We start from the raw sequence: 16,629 nt of genomic DNA, 5'->3' as shown, positions 1-16,629 counted from the left end.
CACTACTGGACTATACCTGATTTTAAATGCCTATGCTTTATGGCCTTTGATTGTTTCTAACGCCAAGGCCTTTTGAAATGATTTCACCGCTTTAGAAATGTCGCTTTCCGTTGTGGCCCATGAGCAAATACTAACGCGCATAACCTTTTTACCAAACCACATGGAACCCCCCAGCCAACACACTCTTAACCTTTGAATGGTATGCAACACCCTATCTGTAATTTCATCGGTATCGCATCTCACAAGGACTTGATTTAACACAATGTCATTTTCAACATAGAAGCCATTGGTTTTTGTTATTTCTTCCGCAAATTGTTTTGCCCTTTGGGTCATGTTCAGAATCATTTCATCAATTCCATTTTTACCAAGGTACTTCAATATCGACCATAATTCAATGATCCTGGCTCTACGAGACATTTCAGGGGTATAAAACATACCATCTCTTTCATCGCTTTCTACAATGTAACTTCCAGACATATGAAGCGCCGAAGTCATGGCCTCCTGGTCTGAACATAATATGATTCCACAATCATATGGAGTGTTTAATGTTTTGTGACCATCTACAGCCCAGGAAGAAGCCTTTTCTATCCCCTTGGTTAAATGCTGTAATTCTTTCACGGCTTGTGCCCACAAACCAAAAGCACCATCGATATGCACCCAGGCATTGGCTTTCTTTGCCTTCTTGCAAATCCCTTCAAAGTCATCAAATGCGCCACTATTTACATTGCCTGCCTGTAATATCAAAATGGTGTTTTCATCTAATTCAGGAATCGATTCAGGGATGATTCTACCTTGATTATCAACCTCTACCCATTCTATATTTTCCTTTCCCAAACCTAAAATACCGATAGCTTTTAAAACCGTCGAATGGGCGTGTTTCCCGGTTACAATTCTTATTTTAGGGGAGTTTCTAAGCCCTTTTTCATTGATATCCCAATGGTTTCTTTCAAGAATGCGATATCTGGCAGCCGCCAAACCGCATAAATTTGCTGTTGATGTTCCGCTAACAAATCCGGCGGAAGTCGTTTGAGGCAAATGGAATAATTCTACAAGCCATTTTTCAACAACAGATTCCAATTTACTTCCTATTGGGGAAAGCACATTCATGGCAGGGGCCTGGTCCCAATAGGTTCCAAGATTTTTAGCGGCCAAACCTACCGGGACCACACTTCCACAGACAAATCCAAAATATCTTCCCCCCAAAGTTGCTGTGGTTGCCGGGTTCCCGTATTTGTGTAATTGTTCAATGACACGTTTAGCGTTTGTTGAGTTAACAGGAAGTTCTTCGTTGAACACGGATAAGTTCTTAAGGGCTTCTTCTGTTGGATAAACATTTCGGTCAAATACACCTTCCAAATATTCAAATGCATATTGTTGTGCCTGCTTAAATAGTTCTTTGTTTCTCATTTCGAGAAACATGTTGTCTTGAAGTTTGCTCATTTTTTCTAATTAATGTCCAGGGTTTGTATAACCATCAGTTATCGGTTGGATGACTTTGTGTTTCGAATGAATGCGGTTATCCATTGTTCTCATATCGTTTTTATTGGTCCGGAAATTTATGAATTCTTTTAAATTTTCTTGCCACAATGCCGTCTGTATTTAATAATGTTAAAGTGATCTCATTAGCCTCAAATTGAATGTTCCAAAAGGTTCTTTCGAAGGGTTCTCCATATGGTACTAATTCAACTTCAGGGTGATGTCCGTGAACATTATAAATGCCGTGTATGCTTCCTTTTTCGGAGGCTATGACAAATCGCTTATCCCATCTGAAAAATAGATAACTTTTGGTTTCATTATTGGTTGACGGCTCAAAATAGTTTCCCTGGCCGGTAGCGCGTTCTAAATGCCACAGCCCAAGTATTTTATCACCATACGTTTCCGGCAGCCGAGATGCACGGACCAAAGTCATGTTAATATCCTGTCCTTCTTCGGTTCTTTCCCAAACCATTTTGTTTTTATCAATCATTACCTTAAAGGGAGGATTTAAATCCTCCAAACCGTTTGAGTTTTCAACAGATAGTTCATGAGATTGCCCATTAAGTTTCCATGTTCCATAGGAATGTTGAAATCTACCATTGCCCGATTCTTGAGTCAAGTCGGAATTAAAACGGATCCATCTTGCATTTGGAGTCCTGTCTTCTTCGCCTACCTTTACTGATTTAACCAGCCATAGCCCTTCAATAAGGGGTTTGTGTTCGCAACCGAATATTATAAGAAGTACTGCTAGCGGGAGTAATAAAGTCTTTTTCATGTATTTGATTTAATGCCTTACGGTTTGGCTATGAGTTTCTTGTGAAATGCGCTTCAGGATTATTCTGGCGATATTCAGCTATTTGATACTTAAACTTAGTTTTAACGCTTTGCCAACGAAGTCCATTGCTTCTTGTTTCTTTTCAATCTCCAGGGAATCATTTATTCAGGGTCCACTACATATAATGATTTCATAATTTCCAATTTACGCGGATCCTGGAGCAAAGCACGATCCGAAAACATCATGATTCCGCTTGATGGAAAGGCGCTACCTTGCAGCATGGCTTCTCGAAATTCGGCAGGGCTCACTTCTCCCGGAGTATTATGTGCCTGGACAATGGGCCAAATTTCAGGTTTATGTTCAGGACGTATGGCGTGACATACCGAATCCAGCCAGGTGGTATATTCACCAATCCAGCGGACGGGGCGATCTGTCATATGATGAAAGAGCATCGGAGCCAGGACATCAGCTTCTTTGGCGAAGTCATTTATATCTATACCCAATATCCGATAAAGGGCAGCATCATACTCATCCGGATACCAGGCACAATAAAATAAACCTAAGGCGGATTCCGGTTGGTGACTTTTTAAGATGTGTTTCAGATCTCTTATCCAATCGGTTAATATGCTTCTACGCCAATCCCTCCACTCCCTTTCGTGAAAAGACAAGATATGATGGGACCTGTCGGCGCTGTTTCCTTGAGGGATTTCTATTTTGTATTTTTTTGAAAACAACGCTGTACAACGCTCACAGAAACAGGTTTCAGGTAAAATGGGTTCGGGCGTTTCGAACTGGGCATGCCAATGCAGATAATCAAGAAAAATGCCATCTACTTTAAACTGATTAAGTAGGCGTTTAAGATGCTGCCTTCTATCGGCTTTAAAATCAGGGCAGGTTGGGCAAACACCCATAAACCAATCGGCAGGAGGTGATGCCTGCCCTGTAGTGTCTCTAGGTTGGCATTGCGGATGGTCTTCAATAAATTGCCGTCCAAGTAATACGGGAAACTCTACAAAAACCTTGCACCCTTGTTCACGTGCTGCATAGTACAATTCATCGTTGAGCGAATAGCTTCTTACAAATAGGGCATTCACACCCAATTCGTTAAAAGTATAACCGGCTTGCAATAAAGTCGCCGGATCGCCATAGACCCCTTTGATATAAATCTTTTCTGTACTACTCGTGCCGGTTTTGCATGCACCACAGCATAGAATAAGTAGTAAAGTCACACCTATGGTCTGTGCATTAAAAGGATTTTTAAATGGACCCTTCATCCTTTTCTAATTTATGAATACTATTTTTTTGCAGCATAAACACCGATTGTTTTTTTATCTGAAATTAAACCTGTTTTACCGCGCTTTTAGAAAAACAGAAATTTAAATCAGTGGTTAAAGGTCGTGTATACTAACTAAGTTAGGGACGAAATTTAATAAAAGTTTTTTGAATGGTCTTTTTCCGGGGCTCTATTTTCCGGGTCATTCCGCATTGATATCTCATCACTTTGCAATGGTTATCGTTTTTTACCTCCTTGGACTCTGTTCGGATAATGAGGTTAGGTTGAACATCGCTCTGTCTTTATGCGGCATAATTGGAATGTACCGGCCTCTGACCGCACTGTTTAAAGGTATTATTTCCAAGGAGTCGATGCATGACGTTCCATTCCGGGATAAAACTATTGGTATAAACGGTATCCCATCACCACACCGGCAGCTTCAACCACTTCCCCTAACATATCGGCTATATAAGACGTTATATTTATAGATTATCCACCCAACCGGGTTCTGATGCAATGGTAAATACCATAACGGTCACAAAAAGGATATAATAAATAGCAATGCCAAAAACATGAGAATTTATCTTTAATTGGTATCATTGATAATCCATTCGCTTATTAATTTTAGAACCTCCGGTGAAATGGTTTCTTCAATTTGAACATACTCATACTCAGAACCGGTACCTGCTGTTTGATATAAGTGATTTACACCCTCAATTATTTGAATGGTAATATTACTTTTCTTGTTGGGTTTTATTGCTTCTTCCATCAAAGCATAATTTTCTTTTGCGTTTACCTGCATATCTTTGCTTCCATACAATAATAAAGCCGGACATGTTATTTTTTTATATAAGGATATGACATCCAAAGAAAGGATATACCTCCACCAGGGACTTAGCAATTGAGATACCATATGATTCATCCTGCCCTCGGGCCAATTCATAGCTTTTATATCATTTTCTGGTAATATCCTGTAGGCATGCCACATTTTTTCTGCTGCTGCAGACGAATCAATGGGTTCTCTTACGATTTCGTACAATGTTCTACGCCATTGCATTTCAAGTTCGATGTTTTCTTCTGGTACATTCTGCAACTTCAACCGGTCCGATATTTGTTGTATAACAATGCTTCCAAAATTTACGATTCCACCTGAAAGCGATATTATGAATTTCACATCGTTTGACTGACAGGCCGCAATTGCAGCGGTACTTCCACCTTCGCTATGCCCCAATAAACCAATATGATTCAAATCAATTCCCTCACATTTTTTTAAATACGCCACAGCGGCCAAGGCGTCTGAGGCAAAGTCGCCAGTAGTTGACCTATTAAAATCACCTGTCGAACCTCCAATACCGCGGTCATCCATTCGCAAAACAGCTATACCGTTTTCACTTAAATAATCGGCAATGACCCAAAAGGGTTTGTGTCCGGCAATGTCCTGGTCACGGCCCTGTTGTCCGGAACCGGTAAGGAGAATCACAGCCGGAACTTTGGTCTTTGATTTAGGTAATGTAAGCGTTCCCTGTAAAGTAATATTAGCCTTTTTGTTTTCAATTTCTACTTCCCTGCTGGTATATCCAAATGGTGCTTTTGGTGTTTGGGGTCTGATTAATTTGGGGAGTTCATCTACCAGACTTAAATGAAGTGCAAATTTTCTATCACGCTGCATAAATTCACTTTCTATGGCATCTTTATCCGCATTCACCCTTCCCTTTATGGTAATGCCTAACTTGTTTAAAATAAACGTTACGCCATCCCCTAAATAGCTTACCTCATCAATAGGTATATTTCCCGTAGCTTGGTCAATAATGTTTAGTTCTGCTGAACCGTCTTCCTTCACTATTATCCCTATTCTAAGTGTGGCAGCTCCCGGGATCTCTAATTTGCCGACCCAAATCCCTTCTATAGAATTATGGATAGTACGTTGTGCAAAGGATTGATTTGCGGAAATTATAAGAAAAACAGCAACGAACAAAAACGTAAAACTTTTAGATAAATTTTTCATAAAATCTGTATTTAATTATCTACATATTCTATTAAAAATCCCAACAGTAAGTTGAACAAATGAATTAACTAAACAATATTTTACCAAAGAAAGCATTTTAATGCCCTTAATACCATGATGGGAGCAGTTATTAATTTTTTAGAACGATTCTAAAACGCGCTTTACCTTCTTCAAGGTGCTCGAGTGCCTGGTTTACCTGTTCCATGGGGAATTCCTCCGTTGTTGGATAAATAGTGTGTCTTACGCAAAAATCAAGCATTGTTTTTGTTAGCGCAGGGCTTCCCAAGGGACTTCCGCCTACAGATTTTTCTCCACCAATTAAACTAAATGCAGGGATTGCCATAGGTTCTAAAACGGCACCCACGGTATGAAGTTTCCCTTTTGGCGCCAAGGTTGACAGGTAGGAATTCCAGTCCAAACTTACATTGGTGGTATTTAGGATGAAATTTAAACGTCCTGCAATAGATTCCAATTCCTGAGGATCTTTGGAATTTATAACTTGGTTCGCTCCCATGGCCAGAATCTGATCCTTCTTATCCGGATTAGAACTAAACGCCACCACTTCACAACCCCAATGTTTTAAAAATTTAAGTGCCATATGTCCTAAGCCACCAATTCCAATGACACCTACCGTATCGGTTGGTTTTACACCGGCTATTATTATGGGGTTAAAGACGGTAATTCCACCACATAGCAAGGGGCCGGCCTTACTCATATCAATACCTTCCGGAAGCGAAATGGCCCATGACCAATGTCCTCGGACATAGTCGGCAAAACCGCCATGCCTGCCTACAATTGTTGCTTCACTTTTGGAACACAGATGATGCGCGCCATCCATACATTCCTGACAGCTCATACATGAAGCTGAAAACCAGCCTAAACCAACTTTGTCTCCGATTTTTACATTTTTAACCGCGTTACCTGCAGCAATGACTTCGCCTACGATTTCATGACCGGGCACTATGGGATATTGGGTCATGCCCCAATCGTTGTTTATCATACTTAAATCGGAATGACAAATTCCACAATAGGCTACCTTAATATCTACTTCCTCCGGTCCCGGTTTATCTAATTCATAGGCATAAGGTTCCAATTTTCCTTTTGGCTCTTTGGCCGCATAAGCTTTTACTTTCATATTATTTCTTTGTTTTAATGGTTTCCAACGATTTGGCTATGATTCCGTTGGGAGTTAAAGATAGTATTTTTTGGTTTTGTTTATTGGTGCGCAGTGTATTATAACCCTTCTTGGCCCTAGTGTTTCGCTTTACCCCGTTTCATAGTTGAAACGATCAGGAAAAGTTACGGATGCCTTCCACCACTTCCTGGTGGTATCCTCGTCTACATGTGCAAAGTCCAGCTGCTCCCAAATGAAGGCCTTCTCCATTTGCTCCCCCAATGCCAAAAGGCGCTTACCTGTTAAGAGTTGCCGTTTGCTCCACTGTTCCAGTGCCTCTTCCAGGTTGCTGTATTCCTTCAGACAATGGACCAGGTCTTTAACGTTATGATATCCTTTGAATACTCCGGAACCCGTGAAGGGAGGAACAACTATTCCGGCATCTCCTATTAGGCACATTCTGTCTTTACAATAGCGGTCTAAATCCAGCGTATAGATAACCTGTATGTAGCTGTCTTTGGTTTTGTTAACTACCTCTGCATAGTGATTGGGAATAGATCTGGACAGTAACTTTTTCAGTCGGTCCTCATTTGTTTTGGTCATGGTTCCCGGAGGTAGTGTTCCGAATCTGATTTTCCCCCATCTATCCGTCATAAGTTCATCCAATTCAGAATCCGGAATGGCCACATAGGCTGCCCAATTGAACATACGTGTGCCTTCTTTAATCGACCCATTCTCATCAGGGATGAAATAAACGACATTATGTCCGGGTGCATTATCATAAGACAACCGGAGAATGCCATCCTTTAAAGGCGATGCACTTTCTATTTTAGATTCAGGGAGCAGGCCTCTCCAAAGCACATATCCTCTGTATTTCAGTTTCTTGTCCGGAAAAAGAATACGACGCCCCAGGGAGTTGTAGCCATCTGCGAATAACACAAGGTCGAACACGAGTCTGTCCTTTGACTCTGTGGTCAGTTCCACCTTTCCGTCGGGGATTGATTTGGCATTCACTATTTTGATACCTGCCTGATAACAGTCGTCGGGGACATTGGCCCTCAGGTTTTTCCAAAGTTCATTCCATTGGAAAACATGAAAGTTAATGGGCAAAGCCCAGGCCGTCCTGCCATAAGGTTCTGAAGCACTGCTCTTGCCAACGAATGGCATCTTATTAATTTGAACATAGGCAAAATCTCCTTTGATAAGGCCTTCCTTTCTAATCTCTTCCATTAGACCCGGTGTGGTTCCAATACCTCCACCTCTGCCTGTCAAGGCCTTGGTGGACCGCTCAAACACGGTGACGTCATGTCCTGCCTTCCTTAAAAGAATGGTTGCCGAACAACCGGCAATGGATCCCCCTACTATTCCAATTTTCATAGTGTCTCGCTTTACTTATCGCCAACGGTCGTTTACGGTGTCCCAGCATCCCGTAGGGTGCTTATCATTGGAGCCTCTGTGGGCTACAGTTTTTATTTATCCGCTCCAAATTCAAGTTGTCGTTTATATTCTTTTTCATCAAAATGGCCTTTTGATTTTTGAATTAATCCATCATCATTTAAAGTCCATTCTTCGAATCCGTTAATATTCACTTTGTTTCCAGTTCCATTTGGACCCGCATTTGTTCCTGTAAGTGTCCAATGAAATTTTGTTTTGGCTTTGTTGGTGGTCAGACTGTCCAGTGAAACAATCATATCCGGAAAAGCCTCCATAAATCCTTGGGCAACATGAGTAATTGCCGCTGTTCCTATTGCCGGTTTTCCATTATTTACCACTAATTCACCGTCCTCTGCAAAAAAGGAGGACACAAAATTTGGTCTTTGACTGCACCATGCCTGTGCATATCCGCGTGCGAAAATATCTAAATCATAATTCTTTTGGTCTTCTGAAAGTGCCACTTTAGTCCAGGAGATATGGAGTACCTTCCATTTGCCATGGTCTTTAATTAATGTAAAATGGTTTACTTCACTGGTTTGTGGAATGCCCCATCTATGAAGCGTGCAATCCGCTCTGGCCAAGGCTACCTGACCTTCTGTAATTAGAATGTCGAAGTTATTCGGTATTTCGCAGTAAGGACGGCGTTCTCGATGTTTCACACTTTCAAAGAAATCATTAATGGCTATTTCTGAATTAGACCAGACACCATCTTTTAAGCTGCTTATTCCGAGCATTGCTTTATCGGAAATCATTGTCTCCAATTCTGCAATATTATAGTTTCCGGCAGCGAATAATAATTCTTTAATAGTTGTTTTAATTTTTTCTTCATCTGGGTTTAGTTCCACCACTTTTGTTTCGATCGAAACATTTTTAGATAATTCCGAATGGTCATTTTCCTGTCTACAGCTTGTGATAGAATTAGCCATTGCGATACCTAATAAAATGGCATATCTGAGTTCCCTATGCATAATCGGTTTTATTTAATTACTTCCAATGATTCGAATAGGGTTTAACTTTTTCGAATTTTCGATTTGTTCCATTGATTTCATTACTAATTTAGAAAAGAAAACTTGGTAATAGTTCTGGCCATGCATTTTCCACGAGGACACGAGCGAAGCGAATTGGCATAAGCAAAATCTGAAGCAATGAGCTGTACTTGCTGTGGTGTATTCGTTGTTTCTCTTTTAGATTATTTACGTTCTTCGGATAAAGGTGAAATCATGATGTGTGCTTTATGTGTTCCAGGATTCATAATCCAGGGATGGTTAGCCCTTACAGGTTGTTCCGGAAGTCCGGTAGATGCGGCAGTGGCGAATGGTAAATAGACTACATACCGGTATTGAGCCCCTTGCACTTCAGAAGTTTGGGGATCATACAAATCATCGGGTCCATAGTAAATGTGTAGTGTAGATCCCGGTTTTCCCATATCCAGCTTACCCGATTTTGCTTCTGCTTCCCGGATATCGAAGATTTCATCCGCCGACTTTCCCATGGCTCTAAGTTCTCGTCCTCTGGCCATAAAAGGTTCCAGGTCCTTATGGTAGCACGCTGCACTGAATCCGGATTTTTTTGGATCATCTGCGAGAACAATAAATTCGTTATCACCTTCTTTGAGGGTCACAAATTCACCGGCCATATTGTAGCCTATAACTTTGCATCCTGCTCTGCTTTCTTTAGGAGCAGCCATTAGTGCTGTTGCAATTAAAGCGGCATCGGTATCAATAGCCACTACATGGTTTTCCAGTTCGTTTGATGCCGTTTGGGTTACATTTTCTGTAGCATAGGACTCCTCTGTTGAATTTTTGGTCTTGTTGGAAGAATTACAAGAAATCAAGATTCCCGTTAAAACAAATGCCGTAATAATTTGATTCATTTTATGTAAATTTTAGTATTCGTATGAGTTGGTTATCATGGAGCATAGTGGTTTGTGTGTGGTTTGTTGCATGTTTAAGAACCTAAGTTAGCAAATAAAATCAAACCATGGTAACATCCGCAGGATTTTCGTTGGAGGAAGGATAATGGCAATGCATTACACACGACTTAAATTTAAAATCCCTTAATATGATGTAGTGTTAAGCTGTTCATTAAATAGGGTACAAGGTCTAGCTGCTCACTGGTCTCCGTGAGATGGTGAATTACGACTATTACAATTTTTGTATTATTGATTTGTTAGGCTAGGTCGAAAGGTTTTAACTAATACTTCTCATATCCCAACTGCTTAAATAGATCTGTTGATTGCTTCAAATAGCGGTCTTTATTTGTCTCTTTAAACCATGCCTCGGATACCTGGCTGTTGTTGTAGAGACGACTATCCTTCCACGCTTCAATTCCTGCCATTCCAAAACTGGTCCAGTCTTCGTTTATAAAACTGATGGCCTTTATGTTCTTGGAATAGGTGAAGGTGAAGAAATTGACAAACCATTGATCCCAGGCCATAGCGCTTTCCTTATCAACACCTTTTATCGGGCTAGACTCAGCAATCATTACGGGTTTCTTATGTTCTTTGGCAAATTGAAGAACGGTATCACAATCTGGACCAAAATCTGTACCATCATATGCATGGCCAAAGACTGAGATAGCCACCCAGTCCACATAGTCATCACCCGGATACCAAGCAGACAATGGGTGATTTTTGAACGGTGTGGAGGCGTAGGAATGCCAGACAAAGGCGATATTTTTTACACCTTTGGCTCGCATAAGATCCACGATATGCCTGTATGCCCGGACATACTCTTCGGGTTCCAACGCGTTGTGAGGCCCGTCAAATTCATATCCGATCCTGAGGTAGATAGGTCGGTCCACGGATTTAGCCCAAGCGCTGTATTTTTTAATCACGTCATCATAATCACCGTCGCCGGCCTTTTTTGCAACATCCCATTTTCCTACCATCCACATTGCACTTTGAACAACTGTATTGGGAAATTCATCAATAAGCATTTGATGGTTTTGAGTATGGCCAACTTCAGTATTTTTATGAGCCTCCTTAACACCTTTAAATTCAGGAATCCCCCAGTAAGCGGCCCAGCCGCCAGGAATGGGTTGATTCGGGAAATGGTTCATGTACTCAGCAATCCGTTCAACGGTTTGGCCCATGACCAACAGCGTTTTGCCCTTGGGGGGTACGAATTTTGTTTGTTCATATTCGTAAACAAATTCAGGGTCGATGTCTGTTTGTATCTTTGAAACCATCTCCTTAGTGATCCGACCGGAGGTTCTCATCTCTTTATTCTGGGCATTAAACTCAATACAAGATGTGGTCATAAACAATATCATGACTGGTACAGAATAGATATTGAATAATGTGTTGTTCTCGCAGTTCAATAAGTGATTCATTTTTCTGTTTTTAATTGTCACTAGCGGCCTCATATAACCGGCAGTTAGGTATTAAAGATAGTGTTTTTTGGCTAAGCCCTAACGCTCACCATTACGAGTTTATTTAAACCTGCCCTGACGGCAGTCGAAAGGCGGTCGAATCCCCTTTAATTACACTTTTACATTGTGGTAAACAGGTATTTCGTCTTTTCAAAAATCTCCTGAAATGAGTTGCATTAATTCAATGATTTCTCCATCAGGCCCTTTTAGAAACGCTTGTTTCGTTTCTATGCCATTGGTTTGCACTAACCGAATAGGAACCAACACTTCAGCTCCTGCCTGTTTCGCCCGATCATAGGCCTTTTTAATATCCTTAACGTCAATTCCAACATGATGAAAAAGGGCAAATTTTACAGAGGGGTCAAAGTCTGTTACTTCAGACATTTCATAAACAAAATCCTGATTCGGAAATTTTAATAATACGACGTTTACGTCTCTTTCTTTTTTCGTTCCATCTGCTAATGTGTAAACGACATGTTTTAAACTATCGTTAGTCACTTTAAGGTCAAATGCATGAGTATAGAAATCAACTGATTTTTCCATATTTGAAACCTGAATGACTACATGATTAAACCTTGGAGAGATAGGTTCTTTGGACTGACATGAGGTCAACAACATGATACTAGCGAGAAGTAAATAAATTATTTTCATTCCATTGGTATTTGATCAGTTTTAAATGTGCACAACGGGGTTGTAAATGAAACGTTGCGTAGTTAAGCATCTAATTTAGCACAAACAAACCGAATAGAAAATCCACGAAGATTTTCGTGAGTAGCTGGAACAAGCAAGAAATTATATTTGGTATTCCCCAAGGGGTTTTTATTTAGAATGTCATTTAAATAACACAGAGCTATTTTTAAAACTGATGATCATTTCGTCAAAATGCTTTATAAAATCTTGCCCGAAATTCCCATATAAGTTATTGGCGTCCGTTCCTATTTTATTTTTATGAAGTTGTAAATTCTTTAGTGACGCTTTAGATTCTCCAACTTTCAAATCGATATCGTCAATGATATATCCATCGAATTCAATAACACCACCAGCACTGCTTGACTTAAATTTTTGTAGCTCATAGTTAGTATCCACTTGGTTTTTATACTTCTGGTAGAATGGGGCGTACAAGGTACTTGCTCGCGCTCCTGTATCAAATCCAAAACTCAAGGTGTCTTTTTTATAATTTACGGCTATTATGGGTGTTAAACCATCTAATGCAAAATTGGATAAATTGTACGCAACGGGAGTTTTTGGAACACGTATGGTATCGTTTTTTGAAATTCTAATCTCTTCCATAGCTTCAATAACAGGAAAGCCGATGATTCCATTGATGTAGTAATCTATTTGAGGAAATGAAATGTCTTCATCATTCAGTACCAAAAAGACCACATTCTTAAAAGTAAGTTCCCCTATTCTTAAAGTTTCAGCAATGGCTATGTCACTATCTACTCTTTGTCCGGTGAATGCTGTAACATAGAAATCGGATTCTATATAGGTCAAGTCAAAATGTTTAATAAGCGACCTCTTTATCACTGACATATTAGCACCGGTATCAAATACAAAATTCTTAATCGTGTTGTTTATCGTGACATCCACATTGAACAAACCTACTTTATCCCTAACCATCGGGAATGCAACATCTTTATTTCTGATAATTTCTTGTTTAGGCGTATGTCTTAAAGATGTCCAAATTTTCAGTTCATTTTCAAGGGACGCTATCTCGGACGAATCGTTTAATTGACGGTATTTATTCAGAATAATATCACTAGTAAGCACAGCGTCATGGTATTCATATAGATTTATGTGATTAAGTAGTTTTGTGTTGTATAATGTATTTAGCAAGGTATCTGTTACATGTATTGCCCTTTGGTTAATTAATTCATCAATTACCAAATTTGAATTTTCCAGGTTATTAAAAATATTAAAAAGAATTGCCTTAAAGTATAATTCATGTTCTTTTGAAAGCTTATCTTTTTGAGATTCAAAAACTTGTTTGAGTTTAAAGTAATTTTGAGTATCTGTTAATTGTTGCAATTCTTGAAAGACCTTATAATCACTTGTTTTATTTTGAAATTGCTGACATCCAAAGCATAAAATCAGTAAAAGGAATACGGTGTTTTTCATTATGTACAGAATGTTGGGTAACGGTTTGGCTATGATTCCTTTGCGAATGGAAATCCGCAGGATTTTTCGCGTAGGAATCATAGATTGTTAAAAGTAGGTATTTTTCAATTAACCAAAAACAGGCCATCACACCAGCGTTGCGAACTGACGCAGTAATTATAGCCAGTGTTGTGCTTGGTTTTTAATCAGATCCCTTATGAAATAAAAAAAGATTGCCTTTTCAGACAATCTTGATTCAGAATTCGAAATGCTAATTTGCTACAAATTAATTTACAACTTCAACGTTAATAGCATTTAATCCTTTTTTTCCTTGTTCAGTTCTAAATTGAACTTTGTCATCTTCTCTGATGTCGTCAATTAAACCAGTGGAATGTACAAAGATGTCTTCTCCTGTTTCATTTGATTTGATAAACCCAAATCCTTTTGAGTTGTTAAAAAATTTTACTGTGCCTTCTTGCATCATATTAAATTTTAAGTTAAAAATAAATGTTGTTCAATTAGATTGGTTAACTAACGTTCCGCTTTGATTAATAAAAAAATCTAGACGACTAATACGCTGTTATATTCTTAAAAAATAAAGGGATGATGAAATAAAAAAGGAAAGAAGAGTAAAACTCTTTAACTAATTACTAAATAATACCTTACTATTAAAAGCTGTTCTATCTTGAACCGGACAAAAATACTTATTTTATCCGTAGTAATGGTCTAAAAAGAGAAAATTATTCAATTTTTATATTTATTCTGTCGTTTTGGAAATTAAGCACTTAACCTGCTCTTATTTATATGCAGTGTTATGCTGCCCTTTTCGATATATTTTGATTTGGTTTAATGCGCTTTGGCGCTTTAAGAGTGTTTCCCTATAGTTTTATTTTTATACCTCCATTCACCACAAAACCATCTAAAGGCGCATAAATGTCCCTAAACACTGGGTTTTCAATTGAACCTGTAAAGATACTGCCAAACTTTGTTTGTCGCGTGTCGCCAAAGTTCTCAAAGTTGATGAAAATGGAAAAATTCTCCCATAGCTTTTCTACCATAAACCCAAAAAGCCAATACGGTTTGCCAGTTGTCCCATCATTTAATTCTTGAGGGCTAAAGTAATAGGCTTCCAAGCCAATTTTCAATTTTTCTTCCATTTCATACATCAGCACATTATTTAGTCGGTGGGTTGAAACCAATGGGTAGGCATTCTTTGTTCCGTTGTAATGTTCATTTACATCGGCTAAAGTATAACCAACAAAAAGGGCTAAGTCCCCATAAGTCAACTTTATATTTGTTTCGATGCCTTTTGTATCAATAAAACCATTGGGTTGTTGAAATTCATAAAATCCATTGTTTAACAAAGTAAGTACCAAGGGGTCTTTAATTTGTGTGTAAAAGAATAGGGTATTGATACTAAAAAATAATTGGTCGGTCAGTGGAGTTTTAAAGTTTATGTCAAAATTACCACCAAGGCTCTGCTCGGCTTTTGTATTGGAAACATCAATGGGTAATACATTTCTGAACTGTATGCGCTCGGCATCTTCAGTAAAAACGGTCGGGGTTTTGTATCCTAAACCGCCGCCAAGCCGCATGCTCAATTTCGGGTTGACTTTGAATAGTGCAGAAATCCTGGGCAACGCGAAAAAACCATGTTCATTCTGATAATCCCCTCTAAAACCCGTTTCCAATGCAAATTTGTCTGTTGCATCCCAGGTGTTTTGTACAAAGAAGCCAGAAGTGACATGCTTATAATCAACAACCTCTGAAATAGTCAATGGGTCTTGTGTGAATTTGTCTGTCCAAAGGTTAAGGCCCATTATCCATTCTGATGTCGTTTCTCTGTACGTATACGTTGCTTCACTGAATGAAGATAACTGTTTGCCAGAAAATATAAAATCAGGAATCTCAATTTTTCGGTCATAATAACTAACACTGTTTTTGAATGATAGTCTTGATTTATCGTTTAATTGGTGGTCTATTCCTAATTGGGTGCTGAAGCGGGTGGTGTTGTTTTTTTCAAAAAATGGGTTTGTGGCATTACCATCTCCTTCAATGAATGTAATATCACCACCTGTGCGGTCTTCTATGATGCTGTTGAAACCAATGTTGAGTGAGGTTTTGTCATCAAAATCCAAAAAAACCTTTGGATTTATAGTGTAACGCCTGAATTCAGGAATGGCTGTAAGTCCAATATCTGCGGGGTCATAAGGGGTGCCTAAATTATAGGAGGCAAAAATGGTGGTCCCCACTTTAGTATTGAATTTTTGGGAATAAAATCCGCTGACATCCAAGCCCAGAGCAGAGGTGCCGTTCAACATAAAGCTTAGTTCCCTTTCTGCTTTGGGCGTTTTTGATACCAGATTTACCAGGCCCGCAATGGCACCACCACCATAAAGGGTTGAAGAAGCCCCCTTAATCACCTCCACTTGTTTTAAATCAAGTGGTGCAATTTGCATCAAACTTAAGCCGCCTGAAAACCCCGCATACAACGGAAAGCCATCTCTTAATATTTGAGTGTATTTCCCGTCAAGCCCTTGGATTCGGATACTTGAATTGTAGGAAGTTGCGGATGTTTGTTGAGTTTGAATGCCTGTGCTCTCGTTCAGCATCATACGAATATCGCCGGGTTTCATGTTTCCCTTTTCCTGGAGTTCCTCTCCCGAAATGGCTTCAATTCTTGTGGGTATGTTGTAGATCGTTCTTTTGGAGCGAGTGGAAGCAATGACTACTTCATCCAATTGTTCCCCTTCACTTTTGGAAAGTAAAATCTCAACGGTTTCCGTTTCTGATAAAGGGAAGTTGAACGTTTGCTTTTTCTCTTTATACCCTATATATCTAAAAATTATGGTTTGGGTTCCATTCGGGATATTATGGATATCCAAGTAACCGTTTTGGTCTGTGATGGCCCCACTGGCGCTACCGTGCAAATATGCGGTTGCACCTATAAGTGTTTCTTTGCTCTCGCTATCTTTTACAATGGCTTTGAATGTGTTTTGTCCAAAAGCCAAAGAGGTATATAGCATTACCAACAAAAGCAAGATGAAATTTTTCATTGGTCTAATATGTTTTAATTAATGATG

General features: G+C 39.3%; 13 protein-coding genes. All 13 read right to left on the bottom strand.

Translation table 11 applies throughout. The annotated features are described in order from the left end of the window. Positions 1–30: 30 nt before the first annotated feature. The 13 genes from MR054_RS06050 to MR054_RS05990 all read right to left on the bottom strand — a co-directional run bounded on the left by MR054_RS06050 (position 31) and on the right by MR054_RS05990 (position 16,602). On the bottom strand, positions 31–1,440 hold the full coding sequence (locus MR054_RS06050) for a pyridoxal phosphate-dependent decarboxylase family protein (protein WP_242156984.1): 1,410 nt from the start codon (positions 1,438–1,440) through the stop codon (positions 31–33). Positions 1,441–1,540: 100 nt separating this feature from the next. Continuing rightward, positions 1,541–2,251, bottom strand: a complete 711-nt coding sequence (locus MR054_RS06045; protein WP_242156983.1) for a hypothetical protein — start codon at positions 2,249–2,251, stop codon at positions 1,541–1,543. A 161-nt stretch (positions 2,252–2,412) separates the two neighbouring features. After that, positions 2,413–3,525 carry a glycoside hydrolase family protein gene (locus MR054_RS06040; protein ID WP_242156982.1) on the bottom strand — a complete coding sequence of 371 codons (1,113 nt, stop codon included), beginning with the start codon at positions 3,523–3,525 and terminating at the stop codon, positions 2,413–2,415. Positions 3,526–4,110: 585 nt separating this feature from the next. Next, positions 4,111–5,529, bottom strand: a complete 1,419-nt coding sequence (locus MR054_RS06035) for an alpha/beta hydrolase family protein (RefSeq protein WP_242156981.1) — start codon at positions 5,527–5,529, stop codon at positions 4,111–4,113. 130 nt (positions 5,530–5,659) lie between these two features. After that, the gene (gene ahr, locus MR054_RS06030; RefSeq protein ID WP_242082913.1) at positions 5,660–6,664 is read right to left on the bottom strand and encodes an NADPH-dependent aldehyde reductase Ahr; all 1,005 of its coding nucleotides are present in this window, start codon (positions 6,662–6,664) and stop codon (positions 5,660–5,662) included. Between the two features lie 129 nt (positions 6,665–6,793). Then, entirely contained in the window at positions 6,794–8,020 is a 1,227-nt protein-coding gene (locus tag MR054_RS06025; protein ID WP_242156979.1) for an FAD binding domain-containing protein, read from the bottom strand. Positions 8,021–8,112: 92 nt separating this feature from the next. After that, positions 8,113–9,045 carry an ester cyclase gene (locus MR054_RS06020; protein ID WP_242156977.1) on the bottom strand — a complete coding sequence of 311 codons (933 nt, stop codon included), beginning with the start codon at positions 9,043–9,045 and terminating at the stop codon, positions 8,113–8,115. 221 nt (positions 9,046–9,266) lie between these two features. After that, on the bottom strand, positions 9,267–9,950 hold the full coding sequence (locus MR054_RS06015; RefSeq protein ID WP_242156975.1) for a hypothetical protein: 684 nt from the start codon (positions 9,948–9,950) through the stop codon (positions 9,267–9,269). A gap of 320 nt (positions 9,951–10,270) precedes the next feature. Then, a complete protein-coding gene (locus MR054_RS06010) occupies positions 10,271–11,443 on the bottom strand; it encodes a glycoside hydrolase family 26 protein (protein WP_242156973.1) in 1,173 nt (390 codons plus the stop codon). Positions 11,444–11,599: 156 nt separating this feature from the next. Beyond that, on the bottom strand, positions 11,600–12,100 hold the full coding sequence (locus MR054_RS06005) for a VOC family protein (protein WP_242156971.1): 501 nt from the start codon (positions 12,098–12,100) through the stop codon (positions 11,600–11,602). Between the two features lie 180 nt (positions 12,101–12,280). Further along, a complete protein-coding gene (locus MR054_RS06000) occupies positions 12,281–13,567 on the bottom strand; it encodes a retropepsin-like aspartic protease (protein ID WP_242156969.1) in 1,287 nt (428 codons plus the stop codon). A gap of 265 nt (positions 13,568–13,832) precedes the next feature. After that, on the bottom strand, positions 13,833–14,027 hold the full coding sequence (locus MR054_RS05995; protein ID WP_242084454.1) for a cold-shock protein: 195 nt from the start codon (positions 14,025–14,027) through the stop codon (positions 13,833–13,835). 397 nt (positions 14,028–14,424) lie between these two features. Then, positions 14,425–16,602 (bottom strand): TonB-dependent receptor, encoded by a 2,178-nt coding sequence (locus MR054_RS05990; RefSeq protein WP_242156967.1) that lies wholly within the window; start codon positions 16,600–16,602, stop codon positions 14,425–14,427. Positions 16,603–16,629: the final 27 nt, after the last annotated feature.

This window comes from Aestuariivivens sediminis (assembly GCF_022662105.1).
GTDB lineage: Bacteria > Bacteroidota > Bacteroidia > Flavobacteriales > Flavobacteriaceae > Aestuariivivens > Aestuariivivens sediminis.
The sequence above is the reverse complement of the archived record's forward strand: the minus strand, read 5'-3'. Positions and strand labels throughout refer to the sequence as shown.

Coding starts and splice junctions, on each gene's coding strand:
- MR054_RS06050 (WP_242156984.1), bottom strand. CDS start 1,440: ATGAGCAAACTTCAAGACAACATGTTTCTCGAAATGAGAAACAAAGAA.
- MR054_RS06045 (WP_242156983.1), bottom strand. CDS start 2,251: ATGAAAAAGACTTTATTACTCCCGCTAGCAGTACTTCTTATAATATTC.
- MR054_RS06040 (WP_242156982.1), bottom strand. CDS start 3,525: ATGAAGGGTCCATTTAAAAATCCTTTTAATGCACAGACCATAGGTGTG.
- MR054_RS06035 (WP_242156981.1), bottom strand. CDS start 5,529: ATGAAAAATTTATCTAAAAGTTTTACGTTTTTGTTCGTTGCTGTTTTT.
- ahr (WP_242082913.1), bottom strand. CDS start 6,664: ATGAAAGTAAAAGCTTATGCGGCCAAAGAGCCAAAAGGAAAATTGGAA.
- MR054_RS06025 (WP_242156979.1), bottom strand. CDS start 8,020: ATGAAAATTGGAATAGTAGGGGGATCCATTGCCGGTTGTTCGGCAACC.
- MR054_RS06020 (WP_242156977.1), bottom strand. CDS start 9,045: ATGCATAGGGAACTCAGATATGCCATTTTATTAGGTATCGCAATGGCT.
- MR054_RS06015 (WP_242156975.1), bottom strand. CDS start 9,950: ATGAATCAAATTATTACGGCATTTGTTTTAACGGGAATCTTGATTTCT.
- MR054_RS06010 (WP_242156973.1), bottom strand. CDS start 11,443: ATGAGGCCGCTAGTGACAATTAAAAACAGAAAAATGAATCACTTATTG.
- MR054_RS06005 (WP_242156971.1), bottom strand. CDS start 12,100: ATGAAAATAATTTATTTACTTCTCGCTAGTATCATGTTGTTGACCTCA.
- MR054_RS06000 (WP_242156969.1), bottom strand. CDS start 13,567: ATGAAAAACACCGTATTCCTTTTACTGATTTTATGCTTTGGATGTCAG.
- MR054_RS05995 (WP_242084454.1), bottom strand. CDS start 14,027: ATGCAAGAAGGCACAGTAAAATTTTTTAACAACTCAAAAGGATTTGGG.
- MR054_RS05990 (WP_242156967.1), bottom strand. CDS start 16,602: ATGAAAAATTTCATCTTGCTTTTGTTGGTAATGCTATATACCTCTTTG.